Source organism: Pseudarthrobacter linnaei, assembly GCF_055412825.1.
This window is the reverse complement of the sequence record NZ_JBVAYX010000001.1, coordinates 258519-279924: the sequence shown is the minus strand read 5'-3', so window position 1 is coordinate 279924 and position 21406 is coordinate 258519. Positions and strand designations below refer to the sequence as shown.

The 21406-nt window shown below is 61.6% G+C and carries 25 protein-coding genes and 1 pseudogene; 17 read left to right on the top strand and 9 right to left on the bottom strand.

Features of this window, described 5'->3' with window-relative positions; all coding sequences use genetic code 11:
• The first annotated feature begins 380 nt into the window (after positions 1-380).
• On the top strand, positions 381-977 hold the full coding sequence (locus ACZYZ3_RS01315) for an RNA polymerase sigma factor (RefSeq protein WP_463962059.1): 597 nt from the start codon (positions 381-383) through the stop codon (positions 975-977).
• Positions 943-1992 carry a CU044_5270 family protein gene (locus ACZYZ3_RS01310; protein ID WP_463962058.1) on the top strand — a complete coding sequence of 350 codons (1050 nt, stop codon included), beginning with the start codon at positions 943-945 and terminating at the stop codon, positions 1990-1992. Before ACZYZ3_RS01315 ends, ACZYZ3_RS01310 begins: the two co-directional genes overlap by 35 nt.
• A gap of 204 nt (positions 1993-2196) precedes the next feature.
• Here the strand turns inward: ACZYZ3_RS01310 and ACZYZ3_RS01305 are convergent, their stop codons facing one another.
• Positions 2197-2724, bottom strand: a complete 528-nt coding sequence (locus ACZYZ3_RS01305) for a GNAT family N-acetyltransferase (RefSeq protein WP_463962057.1) — start codon at positions 2722-2724, stop codon at positions 2197-2199.
• 126 nt (positions 2725-2850) lie between these two features.
• Between ACZYZ3_RS01305 and ACZYZ3_RS01300 the strand changes: the two genes are divergently transcribed.
• Positions 2851-3150 carry a hypothetical protein gene (locus tag ACZYZ3_RS01300; RefSeq protein WP_463962056.1) on the top strand — a complete coding sequence of 100 codons (300 nt, stop codon included), beginning with the start codon at positions 2851-2853 and terminating at the stop codon, positions 3148-3150.
• 293 nt (positions 3151-3443) lie between these two features.
• Here ACZYZ3_RS01300 and ACZYZ3_RS01295 read toward each other — a convergent pair whose 3' ends face one another.
• Both ACZYZ3_RS01295 and ACZYZ3_RS01290 read right to left on the bottom strand, forming a co-directional pair.
• Positions 3444-3887, bottom strand: coding sequence for a GNAT family N-acetyltransferase (locus tag ACZYZ3_RS01295; protein ID WP_463962175.1), 444 nt, complete (start codon positions 3885-3887; stop codon positions 3444-3446).
• 371 nt (positions 3888-4258) lie between these two features.
• A complete protein-coding gene (locus ACZYZ3_RS01290) occupies positions 4259-4603 on the bottom strand; it encodes a MerR family transcriptional regulator (RefSeq protein WP_463962174.1) in 345 nt (114 codons plus the stop codon).
• A gap of 49 nt (positions 4604-4652) precedes the next feature.
• Here ACZYZ3_RS01290 and ACZYZ3_RS01285 point away from each other — a divergent pair, with 49 nt between their 5' ends.
• The 3 genes from ACZYZ3_RS01285 (at position 4653) to ACZYZ3_RS01275 (ending at position 6920) form a co-directional block, all read left to right on the top strand.
• The gene (locus ACZYZ3_RS01285) at positions 4653-5456 is read left to right on the top strand and encodes an aminotransferase class IV family protein (RefSeq protein ID WP_463962055.1); all 804 of its coding nucleotides are present in this window, start codon (positions 4653-4655) and stop codon (positions 5454-5456) included.
• Positions 5457-5673: 217 nt separating this feature from the next.
• Positions 5674-6210 (top strand): GNAT family N-acetyltransferase, encoded by a 537-nt coding sequence (locus ACZYZ3_RS01280; protein ID WP_463962054.1) that lies wholly within the window; start codon positions 5674-5676, stop codon positions 6208-6210.
• Between the two features lie 116 nt (positions 6211-6326).
• The gene (locus ACZYZ3_RS01275; protein WP_463962053.1) at positions 6327-6920 is read left to right on the top strand and encodes a class I SAM-dependent methyltransferase; all 594 of its coding nucleotides are present in this window, start codon (positions 6327-6329) and stop codon (positions 6918-6920) included.
• Between the two features lie 299 nt (positions 6921-7219).
• On the opposite strand, the gene ACZYZ3_RS01270 is transcribed toward ACZYZ3_RS01275, so the two are convergent.
• A complete protein-coding gene (locus ACZYZ3_RS01270; RefSeq protein WP_463962052.1) occupies positions 7220-8686 on the bottom strand; it encodes an MFS transporter in 1467 nt (488 codons plus the stop codon).
• Between the two features lie 143 nt (positions 8687-8829).
• On the opposite strand from ACZYZ3_RS01270, the gene ACZYZ3_RS01265 reads away from it, so the two are divergent.
• The 5 genes from ACZYZ3_RS01265 (at position 8830) to ACZYZ3_RS01245 (ending at position 11980) form a co-directional block, all read left to right on the top strand.
• Entirely contained in the window at positions 8830-9717 is an 888-nt protein-coding gene (locus ACZYZ3_RS01265; RefSeq protein ID WP_463962051.1) for a helix-turn-helix transcriptional regulator, read from the top strand.
• Positions 9701-10129 (top strand): RidA family protein, encoded by a 429-nt coding sequence (locus tag ACZYZ3_RS01260; RefSeq protein WP_463962050.1) that lies wholly within the window; start codon positions 9701-9703, stop codon positions 10127-10129. Before ACZYZ3_RS01265 ends, ACZYZ3_RS01260 begins: the two co-directional genes overlap by 17 nt.
• 448 nt (positions 10130-10577) lie before the next feature.
• The gene (locus ACZYZ3_RS01255) at positions 10578-10751 is read left to right on the top strand and encodes a hypothetical protein (RefSeq protein ID WP_463962049.1); all 174 of its coding nucleotides are present in this window, start codon (positions 10578-10580) and stop codon (positions 10749-10751) included.
• Between the two features lie 135 nt (positions 10752-10886).
• Positions 10887-11351, top strand: a complete 465-nt coding sequence (locus ACZYZ3_RS01250; protein ID WP_463962048.1) for a hypothetical protein — start codon at positions 10887-10889, stop codon at positions 11349-11351.
• An 89-nt stretch (positions 11352-11440) separates the two neighbouring features.
• Positions 11441-11980, top strand: coding sequence for a chloramphenicol phosphotransferase CPT family protein (locus tag ACZYZ3_RS01245; RefSeq protein ID WP_463962047.1), 540 nt, complete (start codon positions 11441-11443; stop codon positions 11978-11980).
• 91 nt (positions 11981-12071) lie between these two features.
• On the opposite strand, the gene ACZYZ3_RS01240 is transcribed toward ACZYZ3_RS01245, so the two are convergent.
• On the bottom strand, positions 12072-12803 hold the full coding sequence (locus tag ACZYZ3_RS01240; protein WP_463962046.1) for an alpha/beta fold hydrolase: 732 nt from the start codon (positions 12801-12803) through the stop codon (positions 12072-12074).
• 73 nt (positions 12804-12876) lie between these two features.
• Here ACZYZ3_RS01240 and ACZYZ3_RS01235 point away from each other — a divergent pair, with 73 nt between their 5' ends.
• From ACZYZ3_RS01235 to ACZYZ3_RS01225, 3 genes are all read left to right on the top strand, one after another.
• Positions 12877-13575 carry a helix-turn-helix transcriptional regulator gene (locus tag ACZYZ3_RS01235; protein ID WP_463962045.1) on the top strand — a complete coding sequence of 233 codons (699 nt, stop codon included), beginning with the start codon at positions 12877-12879 and terminating at the stop codon, positions 13573-13575.
• A gap of 92 nt (positions 13576-13667) precedes the next feature.
• Positions 13668-14279 carry a hypothetical protein gene (locus ACZYZ3_RS01230; protein ID WP_463962044.1) on the top strand — a complete coding sequence of 204 codons (612 nt, stop codon included), beginning with the start codon at positions 13668-13670 and terminating at the stop codon, positions 14277-14279.
• Positions 14279-14506 carry a helix-turn-helix domain-containing protein gene (locus ACZYZ3_RS01225; RefSeq protein ID WP_463962043.1) on the top strand — a complete coding sequence of 76 codons (228 nt, stop codon included), beginning with the start codon at positions 14279-14281 and terminating at the stop codon, positions 14504-14506. Before ACZYZ3_RS01230 ends, ACZYZ3_RS01225 begins: the two co-directional genes overlap by 1 nt.
• An 85-nt stretch (positions 14507-14591) precedes the next feature.
• Here ACZYZ3_RS01225 and ACZYZ3_RS01220 read toward each other — a convergent pair whose 3' ends face one another.
• The 3 genes and pseudogenes from ACZYZ3_RS01220 to ACZYZ3_RS01210 form a co-directional block, all read right to left on the bottom strand.
• Entirely contained in the window at positions 14592-15110 is a 519-nt protein-coding gene (locus ACZYZ3_RS01220; RefSeq protein WP_463962042.1) for a hypothetical protein, read from the bottom strand.
• A gap of 120 nt (positions 15111-15230) precedes the next feature.
• Positions 15231-15529 (bottom strand): annotated as a pseudogene (locus ACZYZ3_RS01215) (DUF4193 domain-containing protein).
• Positions 15530-15686: 157 nt separating this feature from the next.
• Positions 15687-15899 (bottom strand): hypothetical protein, encoded by a 213-nt coding sequence (locus tag ACZYZ3_RS01210; protein WP_463962041.1) that lies wholly within the window; start codon positions 15897-15899, stop codon positions 15687-15689.
• Positions 15900-16567: 668 nt separating this feature from the next.
• Between ACZYZ3_RS01210 and ACZYZ3_RS01205 the strand changes: the two genes are divergently transcribed.
• Positions 16568-17347, top strand: coding sequence for a hypothetical protein (locus ACZYZ3_RS01205; RefSeq protein WP_463962040.1), 780 nt, complete (start codon positions 16568-16570; stop codon positions 17345-17347).
• Entirely contained in the window at positions 17334-17552 is a 219-nt protein-coding gene (locus ACZYZ3_RS01200; RefSeq protein WP_463962039.1) for a hypothetical protein, read from the top strand. Before ACZYZ3_RS01205 ends, ACZYZ3_RS01200 begins: the two co-directional genes overlap by 14 nt.
• 1142 nt (positions 17553-18694) lie before the next feature.
• Here ACZYZ3_RS01200 and ACZYZ3_RS01195 read toward each other — a convergent pair.
• A complete protein-coding gene (locus ACZYZ3_RS01195) occupies positions 18695-20635 on the bottom strand; it encodes a DUF7487 domain-containing protein (RefSeq protein WP_463962038.1) in 1941 nt (646 codons plus the stop codon).
• Between the two features lie 322 nt (positions 20636-20957).
• Here ACZYZ3_RS01195 and ACZYZ3_RS01190 point away from each other — a divergent pair, with 322 nt between their 5' ends.
• Complete coding sequence (locus ACZYZ3_RS01190; RefSeq protein WP_463962037.1) at positions 20958-21383, top strand: hypothetical protein; 426 nt, start codon at positions 20958-20960, stop codon at positions 21381-21383.
• Positions 21384-21406 lie beyond the last annotated feature (23 nt).

Genomic DNA, 21406 nt, shown 5'->3' with positions numbered 1-21406 from the left:
CCGCGCGAAATGAAGAACAGCCAACGGGCTGCTCAGCTGCACGCCGGCGCGCCCGCAAACCGATCCCTGAACGGGCAGCATCCCCTGCGCGCCCCCAGTTTATTTCTTGGAGGTCGACGTAGCCACGACGATGGGACTTCAGCGAGGCTGAAATTGGCCTTTGTTTCTGCGACCCTGTGCATTTGACCGCCCTTAGTCGACCGCAGAGCGGGCCACGAGCAAGAGTCGAACTGCGGTGGCAGCCCGGTGCGGCCTGAGTTGGACCAGGATCATGAGTAATCTGCATATCCGGGCACCGGTACGCTTCGATGAAGATCCATTGGGCGCGAAGAAGAGGGAAGCTCCGTGAACCCTTTTGTGGCCAGCGGGCAATACATAGTGTGAGCACAGATAACGACATCATCAGGCGGTCCCGGGACAGCCCCGCAGTTTTCGGGGAGTTGTACGACAGACACGCTTCAGTCATCTACAGATACGCCGCACGAAGGGCTGGTGACTTCGCCGCCGACGACGTGACGTCCGAAACCTTTCTGGTCGCCTGGGAGCAGCTGGAAGCTTACGACCTCGACAGGGACGACGCCCGGCCCTGGCTGTTCGGCATCGCCACCAATCTGCTCCGGCGGCACCACCGTGCTGAAGCCAAGATGCTGAAAACCGCGGCTAAAGCGGCTTCGCGGGAAGCCGTGGCCGATGCCTCGGACAGGATTGCCGCCCAGGTGGACGCCGTTGTGGCGACCGGGCGCATTGCCCGGACTCTGAAATTAATGGCCGACATCGACCGCGAAACGTTGCTGCTCTATGCCTGGGCAGACCTGACCTACGAGGGTATCGCCTCGGCCATGGACGTCCCGGTGGGCACCGTGCGGTCCCGCTTGAACCGCGCCCGCCGGATACTGCGGACCGAGCTCAACCTCGAAATACTTGATGAAACGGAGAACGACCATGAACGACTTGCAGCTGCTCCGCGAAATGCGTAGCGACATCGGCTCCGCCACTCCGGCCACGCTGGCCCGCGGACGCACCAAACTCATGGCCAGAATCGGTTCTGCTTCCCGTCCCGAGGCCACGACTAACATGCGGGCCCCGGCCAAGGTGAGTCCCATCCGCATCCGACGCCGTGTCCTGATGGCCTCGGCAGCCGCTGCACTGCTCGTGGGCGGAATCGTGGCGGCTGACGTTGTCCTGCCGGCCCGTCCGGGCGCCATCGCCGAAGCAGCAGAGGTCCTGAACAACGCCGCGGCAGCGACCATCCAGACCTCTGACCCGGTGGTGGCACCGGGCCAGTACCTGAAGATCGAAACGACCGCCCGCTACGGCGGAAGCGCGGTCACCGCCGACGGAACACAGGTGTCCTGGCAGGAAAAAACCGGAGGCCAGGTCTATGTCCCGGCGGACCGGGACGGCGAATGGGTCTGGAACCGTGAAGAGAGCATCCCCGTAGAGTTCTCAAGCGATGCTGCCAAAGCCGAAGCAACGAAGCTGCAGGAAGAAGCACCGAGCGACATGGTCGGAATCCAGCGCGCTCCCCGGGGCGCGTTCCACGGGGGTCAGCAAACCCTCATCATCGGCGGCATGCCCCTGGATGAAGCAGCGAATTTGCCTCGGGATCCGCAGGCTCTCCTGGACGTCATCCATGAGCGGACAAAAGGCGCCGGCAAGTCCCCGGAATTAAAGGCCCTGGGTACCATCACGGCTGCCCTGCGCACCGGAGTTATCCCCGCCGACCTGCGCGCTGCCTTGTACAAGGCGGCCGCGCTTATCCCCGGCGTCACCGTCGTGGATAAGCAGGCAACCATCGACGGAAGGACAGGCATCGCCATCGGCATCCCGTCCCCGGATGGAGGATCCCGGCAAGAAACCATCATCGATCCGACCACCGGACTGATGATTGGGGAACGGAACGTCCTGCTGAAGGACTATCCGGGATTGCCCGCCGGAACTGTCATGACCTGGACCTCCGTACGCACGTCAGTGGTGAACGCCGCGCCCTAAGGTCCTGACGACGACGACAACAAGGCTGAGACGGCCGGTCACTATTGGGGGTGACCGGCCGTCTCACTCGACTGCCCTGACGCGATCGCAAATGGTGCTCACCGCACCCCTTTCTGGTGAAACGCGATTGCTCTGTGATGGCTGACCTGACGGGTGTACGTCCGCTTTGAAAGCAGGTCTCGATACCGTCCGTTCGAGGAACGTTTATCGGGCGTCTGCCCTGTCGCGAAGATCGAGAGCGTAAGTCACGTATACGACGGGCGAGCCGTCCGGACTGTGATCAGTCATCGATGTAATCGCTGCGATGAAACGGAACCCGCAGTGTTCCGCTACACCGAGTGATGCAGTGTTCTGGGGGTCGGCGCGGATGATTGCTCGGTCACCAATGTCCTCGTCCGCAATGTAGTTGCAGACCAGAAGGACTGCAGTCGTCGCGACAGCCCGACGGCGTGCCCAAGGATGAACGGCATAGGAGATATTCACATCACCGGCAGCAGGTAAGTCGTTCGTGTCGGGGTCGACATCGATGTACCCCGCCAACTGGTCGTCGAGCCAAATACCGAATCCCCGCTTACCTACCCCGCGGCTGGCATTCTCAGCCAGCATCGCAAAGTGTCGGCGCGTGGAATCGACGGTCCCCGCCCTCCCGGAGAGCCATCGAACCGTCTCGTCGTCCTCACCGGCGTTGTGCGCATTTATATCCTCGTCAGTGAGTGCCCGAAGTTCGACCATGGGCACAACATACAACGCAATCCGTGAAGTTGCACCCAAGGGCGCCGTAAGCCGATCCTCTCGACCGGACGTCCCGAAGCATCATGGTGAATCGTTGGCTGGCTGTGAGCGATGGACAATCAGTTCATGATGAGTGCAGCGAAGGGTGAGTCCCTCGTAGTCCAGGTGGGTGGACAGTCCCGAACCGGGATCGTGCAGTCACTGCGCGATGCGGGCGTGCAGCTCAACTCTCATGCAGAGGTATTGCTCGCCCATTCGGCATTCGATGCCCCGGTGTGTCGGACACTGCGGATCGTGGAGCGAACCGTGGAGCAGCTCGGCTTCGAGCACGGGGCCGTCCAGTCCCAGATTCTGCCGCTGCAAGGCATCAGGGCCTTGGTCTCTGTCCCCTGGTATCCGGACCCTACCTCCGGTTGGCGCTCATGAGTCAGGCGAACGCGCCGGACTCGGTCCTGTCCGCAGGACGCGGTCCGACTGGAGCGATCCATGTCGCATCTTGGCCTGTGAGCGAGGACGTGGAGTACCCCAAGGGGTTCTACCTACGTGTCGTGGACGGGCAGACCTGGCTGAGGGGGGTACCGCTGTGATGACAGGTACGTTTGGGCTCCGGCGCAAAGGCTCGCGTTCCTCCTGCTGGATGACGAACAAGGCGCGGCCGCTCCATAAGAGGATCCTGCATCGCCCGTCCTAGTGGGCAGACGTCCTGCTACCTCGCGCCATTAGGAATGGTTGACGCGGCGTAGAGCCAGTGATCTGGCTTCGGAGAATCCCAAGGACCGGTAAAGACGCTCAGCATCAGGTGTTGCATGCAGATCCACGACCTCGGCGCTCATTTCGTCCAACCACGAGAGTCCCGCAGAGACCACAGCACGAGCTAAACCGCGCCCACGATGCTCTGGTGCTACGAAGACGGACGACATCGACCCGCTCGTCCCGCGGGGGAACCCGGGCCCAGGTAAACGATCCTCAAGCGTCACCACAGCGCAGGCCAGCAACAATGCCCCCTCGTGGTTCTCGCTGACGATCGTTGGTTGCTCACCGTCGATGACGAAAGCGGCCAGAGTGCCTTGGGCGATACGTGAAGCTATCGCCTCTTGTGCAGCTGGGTACCAAGAGGTGTCATCGACGTCTTGGGGTCGGCCGGCGGCGCCTGCCTCGGCCATCGCCCGGAACATTGCGTGCCTCAGTCTCACCAGCTCGGATGCGTCCTCTGGCCGTGCTTTCCTCACCGATATGGAATCCATCATGAGAACCATTGTGTAGCCCGCTGACCATCACCAAACGCAAGCCTACGTTTCCCGGTGGAGGATCCCCTAACGGACCGTGCCGCAGAGGGTTCCGCTTGCAGGACGGGGCAGGGCAGCAGTATCCGTGAGGAATCCGTTGAAAGACAGTGCTGACCCGGGACGTTTCTTGAGGGAGCTGTCCGACTTGGTAACGGGGCGTAGTCGAATGTGGCAGGCTCCCGGGAAAGACTAGGCATTTTCTGGGGTTCACTCTCAGCACCTAGCGAGGTGTTGAGAGTCTCGATCATTTAGGGTGCCGATGCATCGATGAGTCCCTGGAGCGAACCCCGCGTGATGGCCAGAGCAGCGATCCGTGCGTCATAGTCGTTGATGTGCTCGACAAGGACGGGGACGGCGCAAGGTTCGAGGCGGCCAGGCTCATGGATGCAGTCGATCAGTTCACGAATCACACGGGTGGGCAGGCCTGCATCTAGGAGCCCGCGTATGGACAGCACTCGCTCGATCGCGCTGCTGTCGAATAGTCTCTGCCCGGTCGAGGACCGTTGAGCCGGAAGGATTCCTTTGTTCTCATAGTGGCGCAGCAACCGGGGGTTAACTCCGGTGCGCGCTGACAGATCGCCGACCCGGAGCATACCGCCTGCACTTGACCTTGACACTAATGTCATCTCCTACATTGCAAGCATGTCGATTTCCGAAACGTACTTCAATGGTAAGCCTGCCACGACCAGCGACCTTGCCCCGCTGGCGTTCGCGGGGTACGCGCACTTCACCGCGATGCAGGTGCGTGATCACGCAGTGAGAGGTATAGACCTCCACATAGACCGGCTGCGTGACGCGAGCGATGAGCTCTTCGGAGGTCACTTGCCCGACGAACAGATCCTCGAGCTTCTTGCGTCGGCCGTCAAGTTCACACCGCCCGACGTCTCGCTGACTTGCTATATCAGTTCACGGCCCGGGGAGTTCATGCGGACTCGTGGAACGCTTGATCTTGACGTCCTCATCAAAGTCACCGACCCGGCCGCGACACCAGCCGCGCCACTAACGCTCGCTGTCTTTCCACACGAGCGGTACCTTCCACATGTCAAGCACGTGGGAGAAGTCGCGAAAACGCAGCTACTTCGCCGCGCTAACGCGCACGGCTTTGACGATGCTGTGTTCATAGATGCCTCCGGGCGTCTGAGCGAGGCAACGATTTGGAACATCGCGTTCTGGGACGGCAAATCTGTGATTTGGCCCGAAGCTCATGTTCTTCCAGGAGTCACTATGCAGATCCTGAACCGTCAACTCGCCGCCAGTGGCATTAGCCAGGTCACGCGCCCAATCCGCGCATCGGACCTAAACGAGGAAATTGCGGGTGCGGTGATGAACTCGTGGAGTCCTGGGATCCCAGTTGCGCGCATCGCGGAGCAGCCTCTCGCGGATACTAACGAGCTGGTAAATCTCCTGCATCAGGCATACGCCTCGGAGTCGCCAATCGCCTTGTGAACTGGAGGGGCGATGGCCCCGCAAAGGTCATCTGCCCCTCAAACTCCCCACGATTTTCTGTGTGAAAGCCCGCAAATCACGGCCTGTTCACACCTCAATGAATGAGCCTGCCCGTAAGTCGATCCGTTTCAAGGGGCCGTCCCGCAGGACGTTCCTCTAACGGGCACGCCGCCGAGTCCTGGTCGGGTCAGCGACTCGACCTGGCTAGGCTTTGCGGGTGAAAGAATTAACGACTGACCGCCTCTGGCTCCGCCGTTTCACCTCCGATGACTCGGACTTCATCTTTGACATGTACTCCCGGTGGGAGGTTCAGCGCTTCATTGGGTTGACGCCGCGGTTGATGACCGAACGTGTCGAAGCAGACGAACGAACCGTCCGATACGCCGCGTTCGAGCACCCTGTGCATGGATTGTGGGCGATTACCGACAAGTCAACCGGTCAGCGACTCGGCGTGCTGCTTCTCAAACCACTACCTGCGTCGGGGCCTGAGACACCGCTGGGCCCGTCCGGCGAAATTGAGATCGGCTGGCATCTTCATCCGGATGCGTGGGGCCAAGGTTACGCAAGAGAAGCGGCGGAGTCCGTTCTCGCTCATGCCTTCGCGATGGGACTCAATCGGGTCCTGGCAGTGACGAACAAGAACAATGTCGCATCGCAGGCTGTCGCGCGCCGCATTGGCATGACCCACATGGGAACCACGGCGGACTTCTACAACACCGAGTGCGAGCTGTTCAGCATCGAGCGCGAGCATTAGCTGCGGATCTTGTCGAAGTTCACCGGATAGCATCTCCAGATTCGAGTAACGCTGGAGCCTCCCGGTCAAGGATCGGCAACCGGGCACCTGTCCGTAGCTTGCCTAGACTAGAACGCATGATCAACGTTGTCAGCGATGCGTATTCGAGCAGGGCGGTGGAATACGTCGAACGCTTTGGTTCACTCGGTGCTGTGCACCCTTCAGATCGTCAACTGGTGGGGACTTGGGCGGATGGTATCGAGGGTGTGGTACTCGACGCCGGCTGCGGTCCGGGCCAATGGACGAACTTCCTCAGTGAAGCCGGGGTCCCTGCACTCGGAGTGGATCTGGTTCCGGAGTTCATTGCGCACGCCCGCGGTGCTTATCCCGGCATTCCGTTCCGGACTGGCAGCCTCGACGCCCTCGATGTCGGCACCGGGACAATTGGTGGAGTGCTTGCTTGGTACTCACTGATCCACTATGAGCCAGACACGATCCGCACTCCTCTCCTGGAGTTCAGTCGGGTCCTTAGCCCTGGCGGCGCCCTGCTGATCGGCTTCTTCGATGGTCACGTCGTCGAGAAGTTCGATCATGCGGTCGTCCCGGCATACCAGTGGCCGGTAAGGGATCTCTGCGACGAGTTGGTAGCCGCGGGCTTCAATGTGGTCGAGACGCACGCACGGACAACCACCGGGCAGCGATCTCACGGAGCAATTCTCGCCATCCGCTGACGAGTTCGGCGGGGGATCCTCTTGCGGACGCTGATCAGGGGCCGCTTCCTTATGGTGCTACCAGTGGAGATCCTGCTCCCCAAGGGAACAGAAGCGCGGCGACGCACGATCACCTGAGTCAACGAGCTCGCGCATCTGGCGAGCGGCTGATCGCGGATCCCTGGACGCGTCAGTTTGACCCATAAATGTTGGCGGCGCAGCCAACGAGCAGCCTGGTGAGTGCCCAGCGTCGAAACCTGGCGCTCGGCTGGACAGGGATGTAGTCCCCGGCCAGCCGGGCAGCGTCGCCTTGGGGAGGATCAGTCCGCGGCAGCGGCAGGTCGGCGGAGAAAAACTGCGACCAGAAGCGCCGCTGCCAGGCAAAGGGCTGCGTTGATCCCGATGGCCGGCAGCACCGCGACCAGTACCTGGTCCGGGGCGCCGTCGCCGTGCTGGAGCAGGGACGCGGCGATGATGGTGCTCATGACGGGGATACCCATGGTGATGCCGATTTGCTGACTCATGGTCGTCAGGCCGGTGGCGAGGCCTTGTTCGGCGTCAGCGAGCCCTGTGGTGGCGGTGACCATGAACCCGACGATTGCGGCGAGATTGGCAACCCCGCCGATGAAGGTGGCAATCAGCACGATGATCAGTGAGGCCTGGTCGGTGTTGATGAAGAGCAGGGATCCGGTTGCAGCGGCCTGGATGGTGAGGCCGGTGATGATGGTGTTCCTGGTGCCGAGTTTGCCGATGAGTTTCGGGGCGATGATCCCGCCTACGACCGTTCCGATGCCGAGGACGGCGAAGGCGAGTCCGGCTCCGAGCGGTGTGTAGCCGAGGACCTGCTGGAGGTAGAGGGTCAGGACGAACACCAGGGACGTTTCGGTGGCGAATGCCAGGATCCCGGCGATGTTGCCCCAGGCGATGTTGTTCCGCCGCAGGATCGTCACGGGCACCAGCGCGTGTGCGGTGTTCTTTTCGATGAAGAAGAACACGATGATCAGGAACAGACCAGCGGCGAGGGGACCCCATGCCGATGTCTCAGCCCAGCCTTTTTCGCCGGCCGTGGTCAGGCCGAAGACGAGCAGCAGCAGGGCCAGGGTGACGGTGACCGCGCCCGGTACATCGAGCTTTGTTCGGGTTCCACGGGCGGACTCGGTGAGGAGTTTCGGGGCGAGGATCAGGACGAAGAGGGCGATGGGGATGTTGATGAAAAACGCCCACCGCCACGACAGCAGGTCGGTCAGGAGCCCGCCGAGGATCGCGCCGGCGGTGAACCCTGCAGCCATCAGGGACCCGTTCAGTCCCAGGGCTTTGTCCCGCAGAGGCCCTTCGGGGAAGGACGTGGTGAGCAGCGACAGCGCGGCCGGGGTGACGGCGGCGGTGGCGAGGCCCTGGGCGACGCGCGCGGCGAGCAGCAGCCCGGGGTCGGTGGCGAGCCCGCCGACGAGTGATCCGATGCCGAGCAGCGCCATGCCGGCGATGAAGAGCCGTTTGCGGCCGAACAGGTCAGCGACCCGGCCGAAAAACAGGGTGAACCCTGCCGCGCACAGCGCGAAGGATGTGGCGATCCATTGCAGGTGCTCCAGTGAGAAACCTACGTCGGCCCCAATCCGGGGCAGTGCCACGTTCAGGATGGAGAAGTCCACTGCGAGAGTGAAACTCGCGGTCAAGAGCAGGACCATGATGAGCCGCTGCCGCCCCGTCATCCGGACAGGACTCTCATGGACCGTCGGTTCCGGTGGTGCGGCGAGCTGGGGGAGAGGCGTGGTGTCGTTGGTTGTCATCGCGGGAGGGTATCCAATCACTATGCGTGTGTGCGGGTAATCCTCTCCACCCTGCCGACGCCCGGCAGGAACAGCCACGCCGTGTTGTGGGTAGCACTGGCAGTGCTACCCATCTACGGGAATGTTCGTGAATACTCACAGGTATGAACCAACCAGCAGCCATGGGCGACTTCCTCCGCAAACGACGGGCCGTGCTAACCCCGGCCGACGTCGGGCTGATGGACTACGGCACCCGCCGTGTCCCCGGGCTGCGCCGGGAAGAAGTGGCCATGCTGGCCGGCATGAGCGTGACCTACTACGCCAGGCTCGAACAGGGCCAGCACGTCAACGCCTCCGACGCCGTCATCGACTCCCTCGCCCAGGCACTGGCCCTGACCGAAGTCGAAAGAAAACACCTTGTGGACCTGTCTGGCGCCAAGCGCCGCACAACCAAAACCATGCGGAGCAGGCCGGATCAGGTCCGGCCTGGAACAAAGCGCCTCGTTGATTCCATGGGCAGGGTTCCATCGGTAGTGCTGGGCAAACGCACCGAAGTCCTCGCCTGGAACCAGACCGGGCACCGGCTCGTCGCTTCCCACCTGGACTTCGACGCCCCGGACACACCGGCGGAGCGCCCGAACATGACCCGGATGCTCTTCCTGGACGAGGCCACACGCGCCCTGTACCCGCAGTGGCGCACCGAGGCCGGGCGTGCAGTGGCGTCCCTGCGGCTGCTCTCCGGACGGTTCGCCGACGACACAGACCTTGCAGCCCTCGTCGGGGAACTGACCCTGAAAAGTCCTGAGTTCGCGAGCATGTGGGCTGAACACCCGGTCGAGAACTGCATGTCGGGGCACAAGACACTGAAGCACCCCCAGCTCGGCACTTTGGAGCTGGGGTTCGAGGTCCTGACCATGCCGGACGATTCCGGCCACCGCGTCCTCACCTACACAGCAGAACCAGGCACCGAAACAGCCAAAGCCTTGACCCGCCTGCAGCGGGCACCCCTGGCCATTGCACGGGAAGGAGCTGATCTTGATCAGGCAGTCTGAGGTAGCTATCCGCCATCACTTCAGCCCCCAACTTCACCAGTCCACCGCCCCGTTCTCGCACTTCGTGCAGCACGAAGATACCGGCTACACGGCAGGGATTATCGGCCAAGACCCACGCACAGGTGCCCTCGTGTCCGACGACGTCGCCGAGCAATGCGCCGCCATGCTCACCAACCTCGAAACGCTCGTGCATGAGGTCGGTTCAGGACTATCCAACATCCTTCGCGCAACGATCTACCTGACGGATTACGCGGACTTTGCCGCAATCAACACGGCCTACGCAAAGCACTTGCAGGCACCGTTCCCGGCGCGGACCACCCTCCAAGTAGCCGCGCTCCCGCTCGGTGCGAAAGTACAACTAGATGCCATTTCGACTACTTCGAGGTTCCCGCAACAGAGAAAGGACCGATAACGGTCAAATCCGTCCCGTAGAGGGTTCCCCTTGTGGGCGCGGCCGCCGTGCAGAGACTTTGAACTATCCGTGCAGCTGAATTCGAAAAGCGACATGAGAGGTGTCGTTTTCCGAAGTCGTCCGGGCACGCACAAAGGGTCCCTTTTGACTGGGCGTCTGTTCGGACGCATAGGCGGAGCGAGCCCGACGCGGCACCCGCTTCCGATGCATCTAGGGTGGAACCATGGGGGCAACAACGAGCGAGCGAATTTCCAGTTGGACACCGGGCAGCCGCAGGAGGAATGTCCTCGCTTGGGCGGCCGTGACAGCGATTCTGGTCCTTGGTTGGGGCGCCTACGCCGGCACGCTTCTATCGATAGCCGGACTCGACGGCTGGTCCGGGATTGCTTGCGATGGCGAATACCGCCCGGCGTCCTGCGCCTCTACGTCTGGGTGGCGGCAGTTCGAAATGACTATCACCCTCGCTCAGCTTGTCGCCCTGCCCATCTTGGTCTTCAAAGGGATCAGATCGGCTTCGGGGGGCTGGTTCGACGGCGGCTGGATGCTTTGGCTCTCCGCGGTCCTGCTGATCTGTATCGCAGTGGCACCCCTAAACAACTCACAGCTCAGCTACCTCCCCTAGCCTCTGCCGAAAATCGATCGTTGTTGGCTGACTCGTATAGGCCACCTTCTCACCGGTGCAGGTGGCGCTACTTCTCCTGCGCCTTCCGCTAGGGTGTCGGATATGGGTCCGGCAGCCGTGCGAAATGTAAAGACAGTGGCGTCGCCTCTCCTGGTCCGGGCTGTCTCCACCGGTGCCTTGCTGGGTGCGTTTATCAGCGCGGGCACCTCAGTGTTTTCGACCGTTCAGGCAGCCCTGTTTCCGGAGCAGTTTGGGCTCTGGGGCATGAATGGCGGTCAGATATTCTTCATCGCCATACTTGGGCTCCTTATCGGAGCAGTTGCCGGGCTGGCAGCGGGTGCCGGTTCGGTAGCGGCGCTTTGGATTGACGCCAATACGTCCTTATCCGTTGTACTGCCACGCGCGCTCACCGCTGGATTGGGAGCAGCCGCGGTGACGGCCGTTTACACCGTCATCGCCTTCCAGGCACTGGGAGCCACCGGGTTGGCGCTGGCAGGATTCGGAGCCGGCTTCGCCACAGTCTCCGGGTTGCTGGCGGCATTTCATACTCGACGGCTTATCCGCCGATACCATTCCACCGGCCAAAAAGAGGCCCACTGAACGTTCCCCTTACGGACTGGCTTACGGGCGTGCCCTAATCGTCCATTCCGTACTAGGCTCGCGGGGTGTCGACCAGTCAGAAACCCCAAGTGATCGTACTGAACGGCGGATCAAGCTCCGGTAAATCTTCAATTGCTCGGGCTCTTCAGGAAATTCTCCCGGGTATCTGGTTGACCTTCGGCGTCGACACATTCATCGACGCACTTCCGGCTGGGGGTGACAGCCCGCGCGCGGGAATCACCTTCGAGCAGGACGGTACAATCACCTTCAGTGCTGAGCACCGGGCCTTGGAACGCAGTTGGTACACCGGGCTCAACGGCATGGCCGGCGCAGGGGCCCACCTGATCCTCGATGAGGTCCTTCTGTCAGGGGAAGCGGGACAGGAGCGACTGCGGTCAGCCTTCAGCGATGTTGAGCTGTTTTGGGTGGCCGTGCGCTGCGACCCGGACGCCGCCGCATCCCGCGAGGCCCGACGCCCCGACCGCGTGGAAGGGATGGCGCGACAGCAAGCCCGAAGCGTGCACGACGGAGTTGTTTACGACGTCGAGGTCGACACCACGCATAGCTCATCGGAAGAGTGCGCACGCGACATCGCTCGCCAGGTTTCGCTTGAGGCTTCCGCCCGCTAAGGGATCCCAATTCGTGCATGATGGCCGACCAGCTAGCAGACGGAAAGGGGCCAGCCTGATTCGGCCGACCCCTTCAGGTTGTACGTGCAGTTCAGTTGGTTCGAGAAGCCGCTGACTGAATGGCCTTGGCGAGGTCGAGGGGGCGGCTCCACATGGGCCAGTGCCCCGTGGGGAGGTCGATGACGTCGGGGTGTTCGAGGTTGGCGACTTCGGCAAACATGGGATGGCCTGCGCGGGCCAGCTCCATCACCTGCGTGCTCGGGATCGAGCAGCACACCAGGGTGGTCGGGACGCTGCGGCGGGCGTCGTTGGTGAGCACGATGGGCTGACGAAGCACGGCGCCGGGCTCAGGGACGGCCCGGGCCCGAAACTGTTCGAGGACCTCTGCGCTCAGACCTTCGAGGCTCGCCTGCTGCGCGAGCACATCGAACGACGGCAGCGGAAGCTCCTCCAACTCCTCCGGGAGATCCGGGGCGAAGGCACTTCCCTGCGCTACAGGGCCGGAGTCGACCCACACCACCCGGTGGACAAGCTCAGGGTGCCGGTCCATGACGAGGCTGACGGGAGCGTTAGCCCCACTGTGGGCGACGAGAATTGCAGGCTGATTACCGTGTCGAGCAATGACGCCCAGGATTGCTGCGGCTTGATCGTCGAGAGTCTTCGCCACACGCTCGGGATCGTCCCCGTCGAGACCGGGCAGTGTCATCGCGATGGCACGAGAGTGGTCGGTTGTGAGGTGTTCAAGGACTTCATCCCAGGCCCAAGCGCCCAGCCAGTGGCCGGCGATGAGAATGATGGTTGGACTGCTTGCCGTAGTTGTCATGTCACTACCCTTGCAGGCGTTACGGACAAGGGTATGTCACTATTTGTGTCATGAATTGGCCTGGGTCTGAGCAGTGAAGCGTGCAGAGCGGCTCCATGCTCTATCAGAGATGTTGCGCCGCAGCGGCGCGCGGGGGGTTTCCGCCGAACGGTTGGCGAGGGAGTTCGAGGTATCCGTGCGCACGGTCAAGAGAGACCTCGATGCGTTAGAGAACAGCGGTGCGCCTATCTGGTCTCGCCCAGGTCCGGGCGGTGGCTACGGATTGGCTATAGGCGCGTCCCTGCCGCCTGTCAGCCTGTCCCCAGCGCAGGCCGTGGCGCTCATGGCAGCCGTGTCCGCTGCACCCGATGCCCCCTACTCCGATCTGGCAGCAGCAGGTATCCAGAAGATCCTGGACGTCCTCGATCCCAAAACCCGAGCACGAGCCGACGAGCTGGCCCACCGTGTCTGGGTCAACGCGCTTCCCTCCTCTTCGCGCGCAATCAAGTCGGCACTGGAGGAGGCGATGGCCGAGCAGCGAGTGATCCGCATTCGCTACACATCGAGAGACGAGACCACGACCACCCGCGAGGTTGAGCCAGTGCTGTTCGCCTCCACGAACGGCCAGTGGTACCTAGTTGGGTGGTGCCGGCTGCGCGACGCCATGCGATGGTTCACCGTGTCGCGCATCGAGCGCGCCAGCGTAACCAAGACGGCTTGTGGCGGCCATACCATCCACGAGGTCGGAGAACCCCCAGCGAACGCCAGGCCCGTGCACGGTCGGGGCGAGTGAGTCACTCAATCAACCTCTCCGGCCGCCTTGACGTATTTATCGTTTGTCGTTATGTTAACGACAAACGATAAACTCCGGATTGGGGATGGACTGTGGCGAACACATTGGCTTATTTGGACCGCAAGGGTGCATTGCTGTTTGCGATCGTCTTTGGACTGGCCGCGCTCGGCATCGCTGTTTCTGCGATCGCGACTGTGTACTCCGGACTGGCGAGCACGCCGCTGCTGAATGTGCCCCTCACGAACCTGGTGACGCCGGCTCTGGGAGAGGGCAACAGCGAGGTCCTCAAGGCCGCGTACGCCACAGCCGATGTGCAGCCGGCCAGCCTCAACGCGACCGAACGCTTCTTGCTGCTCGGATCAGGGCTCCTGGGCGGTCTTGCGGGCCTGTTGTCCGCGGCGACTCTGGGACTAATCAGTTGGTCTGTGTACCGTGGCACAGGCTTCGGCAAGCAACTGGCCCTCGCCGTCGGCATCTCGGGCCTGGCTCTGATGGCCTGGGGACTCCTGGGGCCCCTGATGAATGCAATGGCCTATCACTCGGTCCTGGACCGGATTGCATTGCTTCCGCAACAGGAAACAGGTGAGTTCTTCCTCATGGAACTGGACGTGTGGCCGGTCGCGGTTGGTCTGGGCGCTGCCGCTCTCGCGAGCATGTTCGAGACGGGCCGGCGTCAGCAGCTGGAACTGGACGGGCTGATCTGATGGCTCCCGCGTCAGATGAAGAGCAGAGGGTACATTGCAGACTCGATGAGCTCCTCGCGGCCCGGGGCATGACCTTGACCGAGCTCAGCCAGCGGGTAGGGGTCAGTCTCGTCAACCTGTCTGTGCTGAAAAACGACCGGGCGCGCGCGATCCGCTTTTCCACGCTGACCGCGATCTGCGATGTCCTCGACTGCGCGGTCGGAGACCTACTGGTCGTCACTCGGTAGCGACAGGCGGGCACAGTCGGGCGCGACGGTCCGGCGGGAGTTGGCTGCTGCTGACACAGTATCCTCACTGTTCAGCTCCGAAGGGTCAGGGCTGTGGACTCGGAAAGTAACGATCTAAGAACCGACGCCCGGCGGGGGTGATGGCTTCGGAACTGATGTCCTCCGGTAGGGGAGTCAAAGTCCCGTACTCGTCGCGGAGTCGATTTGCGAGCCGAGGCGTGTACGTCTTGTCGGAGCCGCGCCTGAGTGGATGAACCCAGACCCAGGCCAGCTTGCCGCCATCGGGTATCCGATGCACTTCGGCGGCTCCTGCGATGCGGAGGGCGCCGCCGCCGCCCGTTCCCGCATCGGTGACAAGCCAGACCTCGCCCGCGTCTGCGTAGGGCGGCATACCCAATGATGAGAATCCGGTCTCTGCCTTGAACTGACGGTACGTCCCGGTAACAGCGTTCCAATCCCCCCGCTCGGCGCGGAATACCGACTGGGCTTTTCGCTTTCTATCGTGGTCGTCGACCGCGTACATCGAGATGGTCACGTCCAACGAATCCAAATCGACCTGTTTCTGGGTGCTCGTGCGCGGGTCGTCCTCGAAAGAGTGCAACATGGTTTCCTCTCAGTTCATCGGCGGAGGCTTACCGCAGCGGACGGCGCCTGCGTGCCCGGTCACGCCTTGCTGGGTTCTAGCAGCTATGAAAAACGTGCGTGAGCCATTCAGAACTCTGGTTCAGCCTTCACACTCAACACAGTAAGCGTGGCCGGTCTTTTGACGGGCCTCTTGGGAGCGGTGGCGGACCAGAAAACAGGAGTAACAGGTGAACTCGTCGTCGGCTTGCGGGACGACCCGGATGATCAGTTCCTCGGCTATAAAATCCCCGGGAAGATCAACCCGTCGACTGTGTCTGCTTAGTCCAGCTCCCGGCCCACGCTGCGGGCGTCGGGGGTGTTGGCGGAACGCAGCGCCTCCAGGGAGTTGTGCTGAGATTTTTTGACGTCGGATCGAAGTTCGTCGTAATCGGTTGCCAAGGAAAACCGTCTCATTTCTGGCTTTGTGGGGTGTCTGCCAAGCAAGGTACACCACGCGCCCCATCGACTTCCCAACCAAGTGCTGTGAGTTTCCCGACAGCGTCCTGACCCAGCTGAGATGCCTGTGTCTAATGCAGCCAATCCAGCCCAGACTGCGTCAGCCATGTGAATCCTCGCCGGGCTGACGCTTGTTTCTGGTGGTGCGATTCTGCATCCCGAGGATGAGGAACGTGATGGCCATCGTGAAGAACGCGATCCAGGCGTTAGTGCCCAGGAAAATCAACGCGATAGCAACGGCCAGGAACACGATCCCGAGCGGCAGGAATACATTGAAACGGCTCTTCTTCGCCGGGGCATTCGACTCTGACATGGGTGCTCCTTCATCGTTCATTCGGGGTGAGGCTATGTCGCTGAGTAGATGCCCGCAAACGCTCTGTATCTGGTTGCTGGACTGAAGGCACGGCTACGTGGCGTCCAACTAGCAGTGTCTTCCTAAGTTGGAGCTGGCAGGTGCAGTATGGTGCGCGGGTCCAGCGCCGGTGAAGTGCTGCGCGGACCTGCTGCCAGCCCGCTGTTTGCCTGCCGCGGTCCCCGGATGGCGCGTGTGTCTCCGCTAGCTCCTGCTGGGGTCTGCGTGGGCGTGCGGCTGCTGTTGTCCGGCTCGGAGGATAGGAGGTTCCCACTGCACTCACCGGATCCAGATCATTGAGCCCGTGAGTCAGTCGGATAGCCGATGGGGTCGGAGATCGTTGGGGAGGAAGACGGGCAGTACTTTTCACCCGAAGATACCTCCTCAAAGACCATATCGCCCCCGTGAGGCCCTGTGCGCTCTCGCAACTGTCTTCGATTTAGATCCCAGGTACCTGTTCCAGGAGGACGGCACGCTCCCCGAACGGGTGGAAGCCGAGCTGGAACTGCTACACAGCGTGCGGCGTGCGCCGCTCATGCCTTCGGACCGGTGGACCCTGAAACACTCAGAGCCATCGCCAAGATCCAGGATGAGCGCTATCCCGGAGCGAACCCGTAGGCTACAAAGCGATGGATGAAAAACAGATACAGGAAATAGCCGACAGGGTTATTACCGCTTTGCAGAATCTGGCGCCCACCGATCCTGGCTTCAGGCTCGCCGACGCCAGTCCCATCGCCGTCCTCATAGCCGCTGTCGTAGCTCTTGTCATTGGTCTGAAGACCGTCAGACAGAAACGTGAAGCCGATGCCCGGAGCGAGTGGTGGAAGCGAACACAATGGGCCCTCGAAGCCTCCGCCTCCAAAGACACGCGGATGTATGCCTATGGCACAGGGTTGCTCGACCTGCTGGCCCAGAGCGAGCTTGCCGGTCCCAAGGACAAGGAGCTGATAGATGCTGTCTGGGAGACCGGTGATACCGGGATGAAGGACGAGGACATCGCACAGCTCATCAAGGAAGCCAGCGAGCAGGACGATCTCTCGGCCGAGGACCTGCTGTCGCTGATAAGTTTCGCTCCCGAAGATTTCGACGTCCTCGAACATCTCCGGGAGCAGGCGGACAAACTTCCACCCGAGGATGCCGGGAAGGCCGCGTTGATCTATGGCGTGATAGCCGGCTATGAGTCGATGGCGGCGATGGACGCTAAAGACGCCCGTGCCGCCGGGACAGCAGGCTCAACAGAGTTGACGAATTCCGCAGGTCAGGGAGAGGTCCCCCGCGGTAAGTTTGCGCTTATTCGCACATTTTTCAGAGGATTCGGAAACTCAGCGACACCCTCGTCCGTAGACGATTCACCGGCTCCGGGCGATAATGTGAGGGACAACAAGGAGGTGCACGATGGCAACAGGTGAGAACTACCGCGTCATTCGCAAGAGTCGCAAGGAAGAAGTGTTCGACACCCTGCGTCGCGAGATCCTCGCCGCTCGGCTCAAGGTCACCCTGGACGAGCAGCTGAAGCGTCCGACATCCCCCACGGTCAAGCGTCTGGCAGGTATGAAGCTGCCACCAATGATCCGGCCTCATCGCTTCGTCGATAAAGCCCGGGTCACGAGTTAGTTCAATCCGCTGGACCTCAGCGAAAAAAGAAGCCCCATCCGGATGACCCGGGTGGGGCTTCTGTCTTATGTAGGGGATTTCCCACTGCGAACGCATTAGGCGATCACGTTTTTCGACAGCAACGGCGGTCGGCGGTTCCGCCCAAGCTGGCCGTAGGTGGTCGTTGGACCCCCGGATAGGTAGATCTCCTGTCGCACAAGATGACGTAAGTCTCTGTGGAAGATTTGGCACAGTAGCGCCACCACGGACCTGCCGGAGCGGCGCACGCAGCCACGCACGCTCGCACCTGACCAAGAAGCGGAAGTTCTCCTGCCCGTCAAGAACAGGGTTCCCGGTGGTGCTCGGGAGGTCATTCTGACCGCTCAGGAGTACGATGTAGCACTTCGTGTAGCACTTGTACGACTCACGTCCTACGCAGTATTTGCTTAGTTAGCTGGTGATCTGAGCCCCTGTAGCAATGTAGCTATGTAGCACCCCGAATCAGCATCAAAACTGCGTGTGTGCGTGCGCGGGCGTATACATATGTGTGAGCTATCTAAGTGCTACATAGCTACATTGCTACATTCAGTAGTTTTGTACTGGTAAATCAATGTTTAAGGTGTAGGAGTTTTGTAGCAATCTGTTGGAAAACGTCGACAAACTCCTACACCATCTTCCAGCCGAGCCCGTTCATCTCCTGCCTGAACAACCCGCCTGCGTCCTAGGCGCCGCGCCCCGCTTGCTGCCCTGGCAAGGAATCGTCCAGGCATGGAGGTCTACAACTCGTACAAGGAATATTCCGTCACCCCTGCATGGACTTGGGCCCAAAGCGCCCGGTCACAAGCGGAGTCATCCTGCCCATGTCGATGACGTTACGAACGAAATGATGAAACGAACGAAATGACGTAACGAAATTGGGAACGAAACCCTATTCGCCATCGTCCGGGCGCAACATGATTTCAAAGCAACGAAGATCCCCGCCATGTGGTGAAGCGCTGGACCGGGCAGCCCTCCTCTCCAGCCACGACCACCGCGTGAGACATTCTGCGGCTGTTGGCTGCCAATTTGCAGTGCGCTCTGGCGGCCCCTCGTAAGGGCAGCCTGCGTGGCCGCCGTTGATGCTGACATAGCCGTGGTGATCTCAGCGGGCATTCACGCCTGTGCTACGGAAGACCCCTCAACAGCCCGCTGACGGAGAGGCCCCGCAGAATCTCTGAGTCACTAAGCTCCTGCGGCAACTTGCCTAGAAAGCGGTAGCGGTTCGAGTACAAGAACCCCTGCACCGTGCCCCACTTGGTGCAACCGGTACCCTCCCACAACGCCAACTCACGCCGGTAAAACTCCTGCCAGTTGACTGCCCTGACGCCATTGGCCGCCGTTCGCGGACGCTGATCCGGCACCGGGGGAGTCCCATTCAGGTTCAGCTCACGGACAGGCAGCCAGCTGTATTCCTGCTTCCAATCGCCGCCGTCGGGTGCCCCCATTGCCAACCAGAGCCGTGCGTCGTCTAGATTCTGGCTGTCCCAGATCGTCACGTAGTTAAGTTGCGCGGCGCCGGCAGCGCTGCGCTTGGCCGTGTCCCGCTGACACCACTGGAGGATAGCTGTGTCGTAGAAGGCTGAGCTCTTGGCCCGCCAACTTTCCACGAGCAGCCGGTCGTGGCGATTGTCCTCGTCAAACCAGTGGCCGCCGTGGGTCCACATCCCGTTGAGCTCGATGAACAGATTCCGTGAAGGAATGAAGAAGTCGCACCGGTAGGGGTAACGCAGGTCGCTGTGCTGGCGGAGAACGTCAGACTTGCCGAAGTGCCCAACAAGCAGGCCATGAAGGGCCTCCTCCGGTGCCGAAGCATTAAACGAGTTGTTGGCCCGCTTGGCCTCGTTGATGCGCCGCTGGTGCTCCGGATCCAGCATCCTTCGCGACTGGCTCTCACGCCGCTCCTCTGTCTGGGCGTGGTTGGGAAACCCGTAACGCTCCAAGCTCGTCTCCCGCGAGCGTGCCGCAAACTCAACACCATTCGTTTTCATAAACGTCGAATGGGCCGCTCGTCGCTCCTGCCGCTGAGACGCATAAAGGACACCGTACTTCTCCAATGTCGTAGCCCGTGCCTTCTTGCTGCGCTCCGCGTTAGTCTTCAGCATCAGCTTCGACTGACGCTCACGGTTCGCAGACAACTGGGAAGCGGATTCCACACCGTAGCGTGCCAGATTCGTCTGCCGGGATATTGCAGCCCGTCTCTTGCCGTCCGCCCGGGCCAGGGCGGCCTGCCGGGCACGGGCCTCCGGGCGCTGTGAGGCATGATCCACCCCGTACCGTTCCTGGAATGTGGCTCTCGTGATGGCCTGCACCACAGGGCTCTGGCTCGGATAATCCACGCCATAACGGTCGCGAGTCGCTGCGGCTTTTCTGCCGCGCAGATCCTCAGCAAAGGCCTCGTCGGCCATATGCCGGGCAAAACTGGCCCGGGCTGATTCCGCCAAGGAAGAATCTGCTGAGAAAGTGTACTTGCCGCCATACCGTTCTAAGCGGGTCTGTTCAGCCGATTCCTGGAACTCCGTCAACTCAAAGGGGTTCGCAACGCCATGCTTGGCGAGCATGCCCGCAACCATGTTGCCGCGCCTGAAAGCAGTATCCGCTGCCGCGAACTCAACCGCACAGCCCAAGGAAGCAAAGAGCCGCCGCAGGGTCACTGTGTTTTCGCCGGAAAGACCTAGTAGCCCCAGTGTCGCGATCTTAGAGGCCCCTTCTGCGTGGGCAGCAACAGCTTCCAGAACAACAGTCTGATCCACCCGGACACGAACATGCTCGACCTTGTACTCGAAACGATCGACACCCTTTGCTGAATCGCGCAGCGAGCGTCCATGGTAGCCAACATCCACCCCGGTGCGCGTGAGAATATCGCCCTGTCTGAAGCCGCGCAGCATAAGGTCAACTGGCGAGTTTTGGGCTTGGAGCCGAGGCCGCTGAATCGAGGCCAGTGCCACTGCTGGCGCCACGTCGGGGCCGGCAAATTCGAGGTGGGCCTGCTGCGGAGTTGGATCAAGTGTGAGGCGGTAGGCGCAACGAACTTCTGTGGTCGCCGTCGCCGTCGTCTGGTTCCTCATGTTGGGAACGTAGTTACGGGAAGCAGCCGATCACTAATGCCTCGGGTGCCAGCTCGGATCGAAGCCTGCACCCGAGGTGCTGGTCATTGCCTGGACACCATCAACCCGCTTCTGTTCGTAATCGATCAATTGCGGCGGTTGATGAGCAGAGCTTGCCACCAGCGGGCGCCCTCTACCGCCCCTCCGGAATGTTTCCCAACATGTTCCGAGTGTGACGTCTAGCGAAGCCTTTCCACGGAGATGCCGTCGATGTTGCACAGCGACGGGGGCATCGACCATCGGGCGGCAACGGGCCATGATGGGAGCAACGAGGAGGAGCCGCATGACGAAGTCCACAAAGTACCGCCAGGACGGCAAGGGCCATGTGTTCAATACGCTGCGCCGCGAAATCCTCGCCGCACGACTGAAGGTCACCCTCGATGAGGAACTGGACCGTCCCACCTCGGTGACGGTGAGGCGCCTGGCCGCGATGGATCTGCCGCAGATTATCAGGCCGTACCAACGCGTCGATGGCGTGACTAAGCGCGGAACCTACGACCCGTCGCACAAGGACGAGGTGTTCGCCACGCTGCGCCGCGAAATCCTCGCTGCCCGGCTGAAGGTCACCCTCGACGAGCAGCTCAGCCGTGAGACCTCGCCGACGGTGAAGGCTCTGGCCGGGATGAAGCTGCCGCCCATCGTCAGGCCGAACTATCGCGGTGGTGATCCCAAGCCTCATGCTGGCGGGCCGGCCACTTCCTTGGAGTAGAAGTAGGCAATTTGTCGTTGATG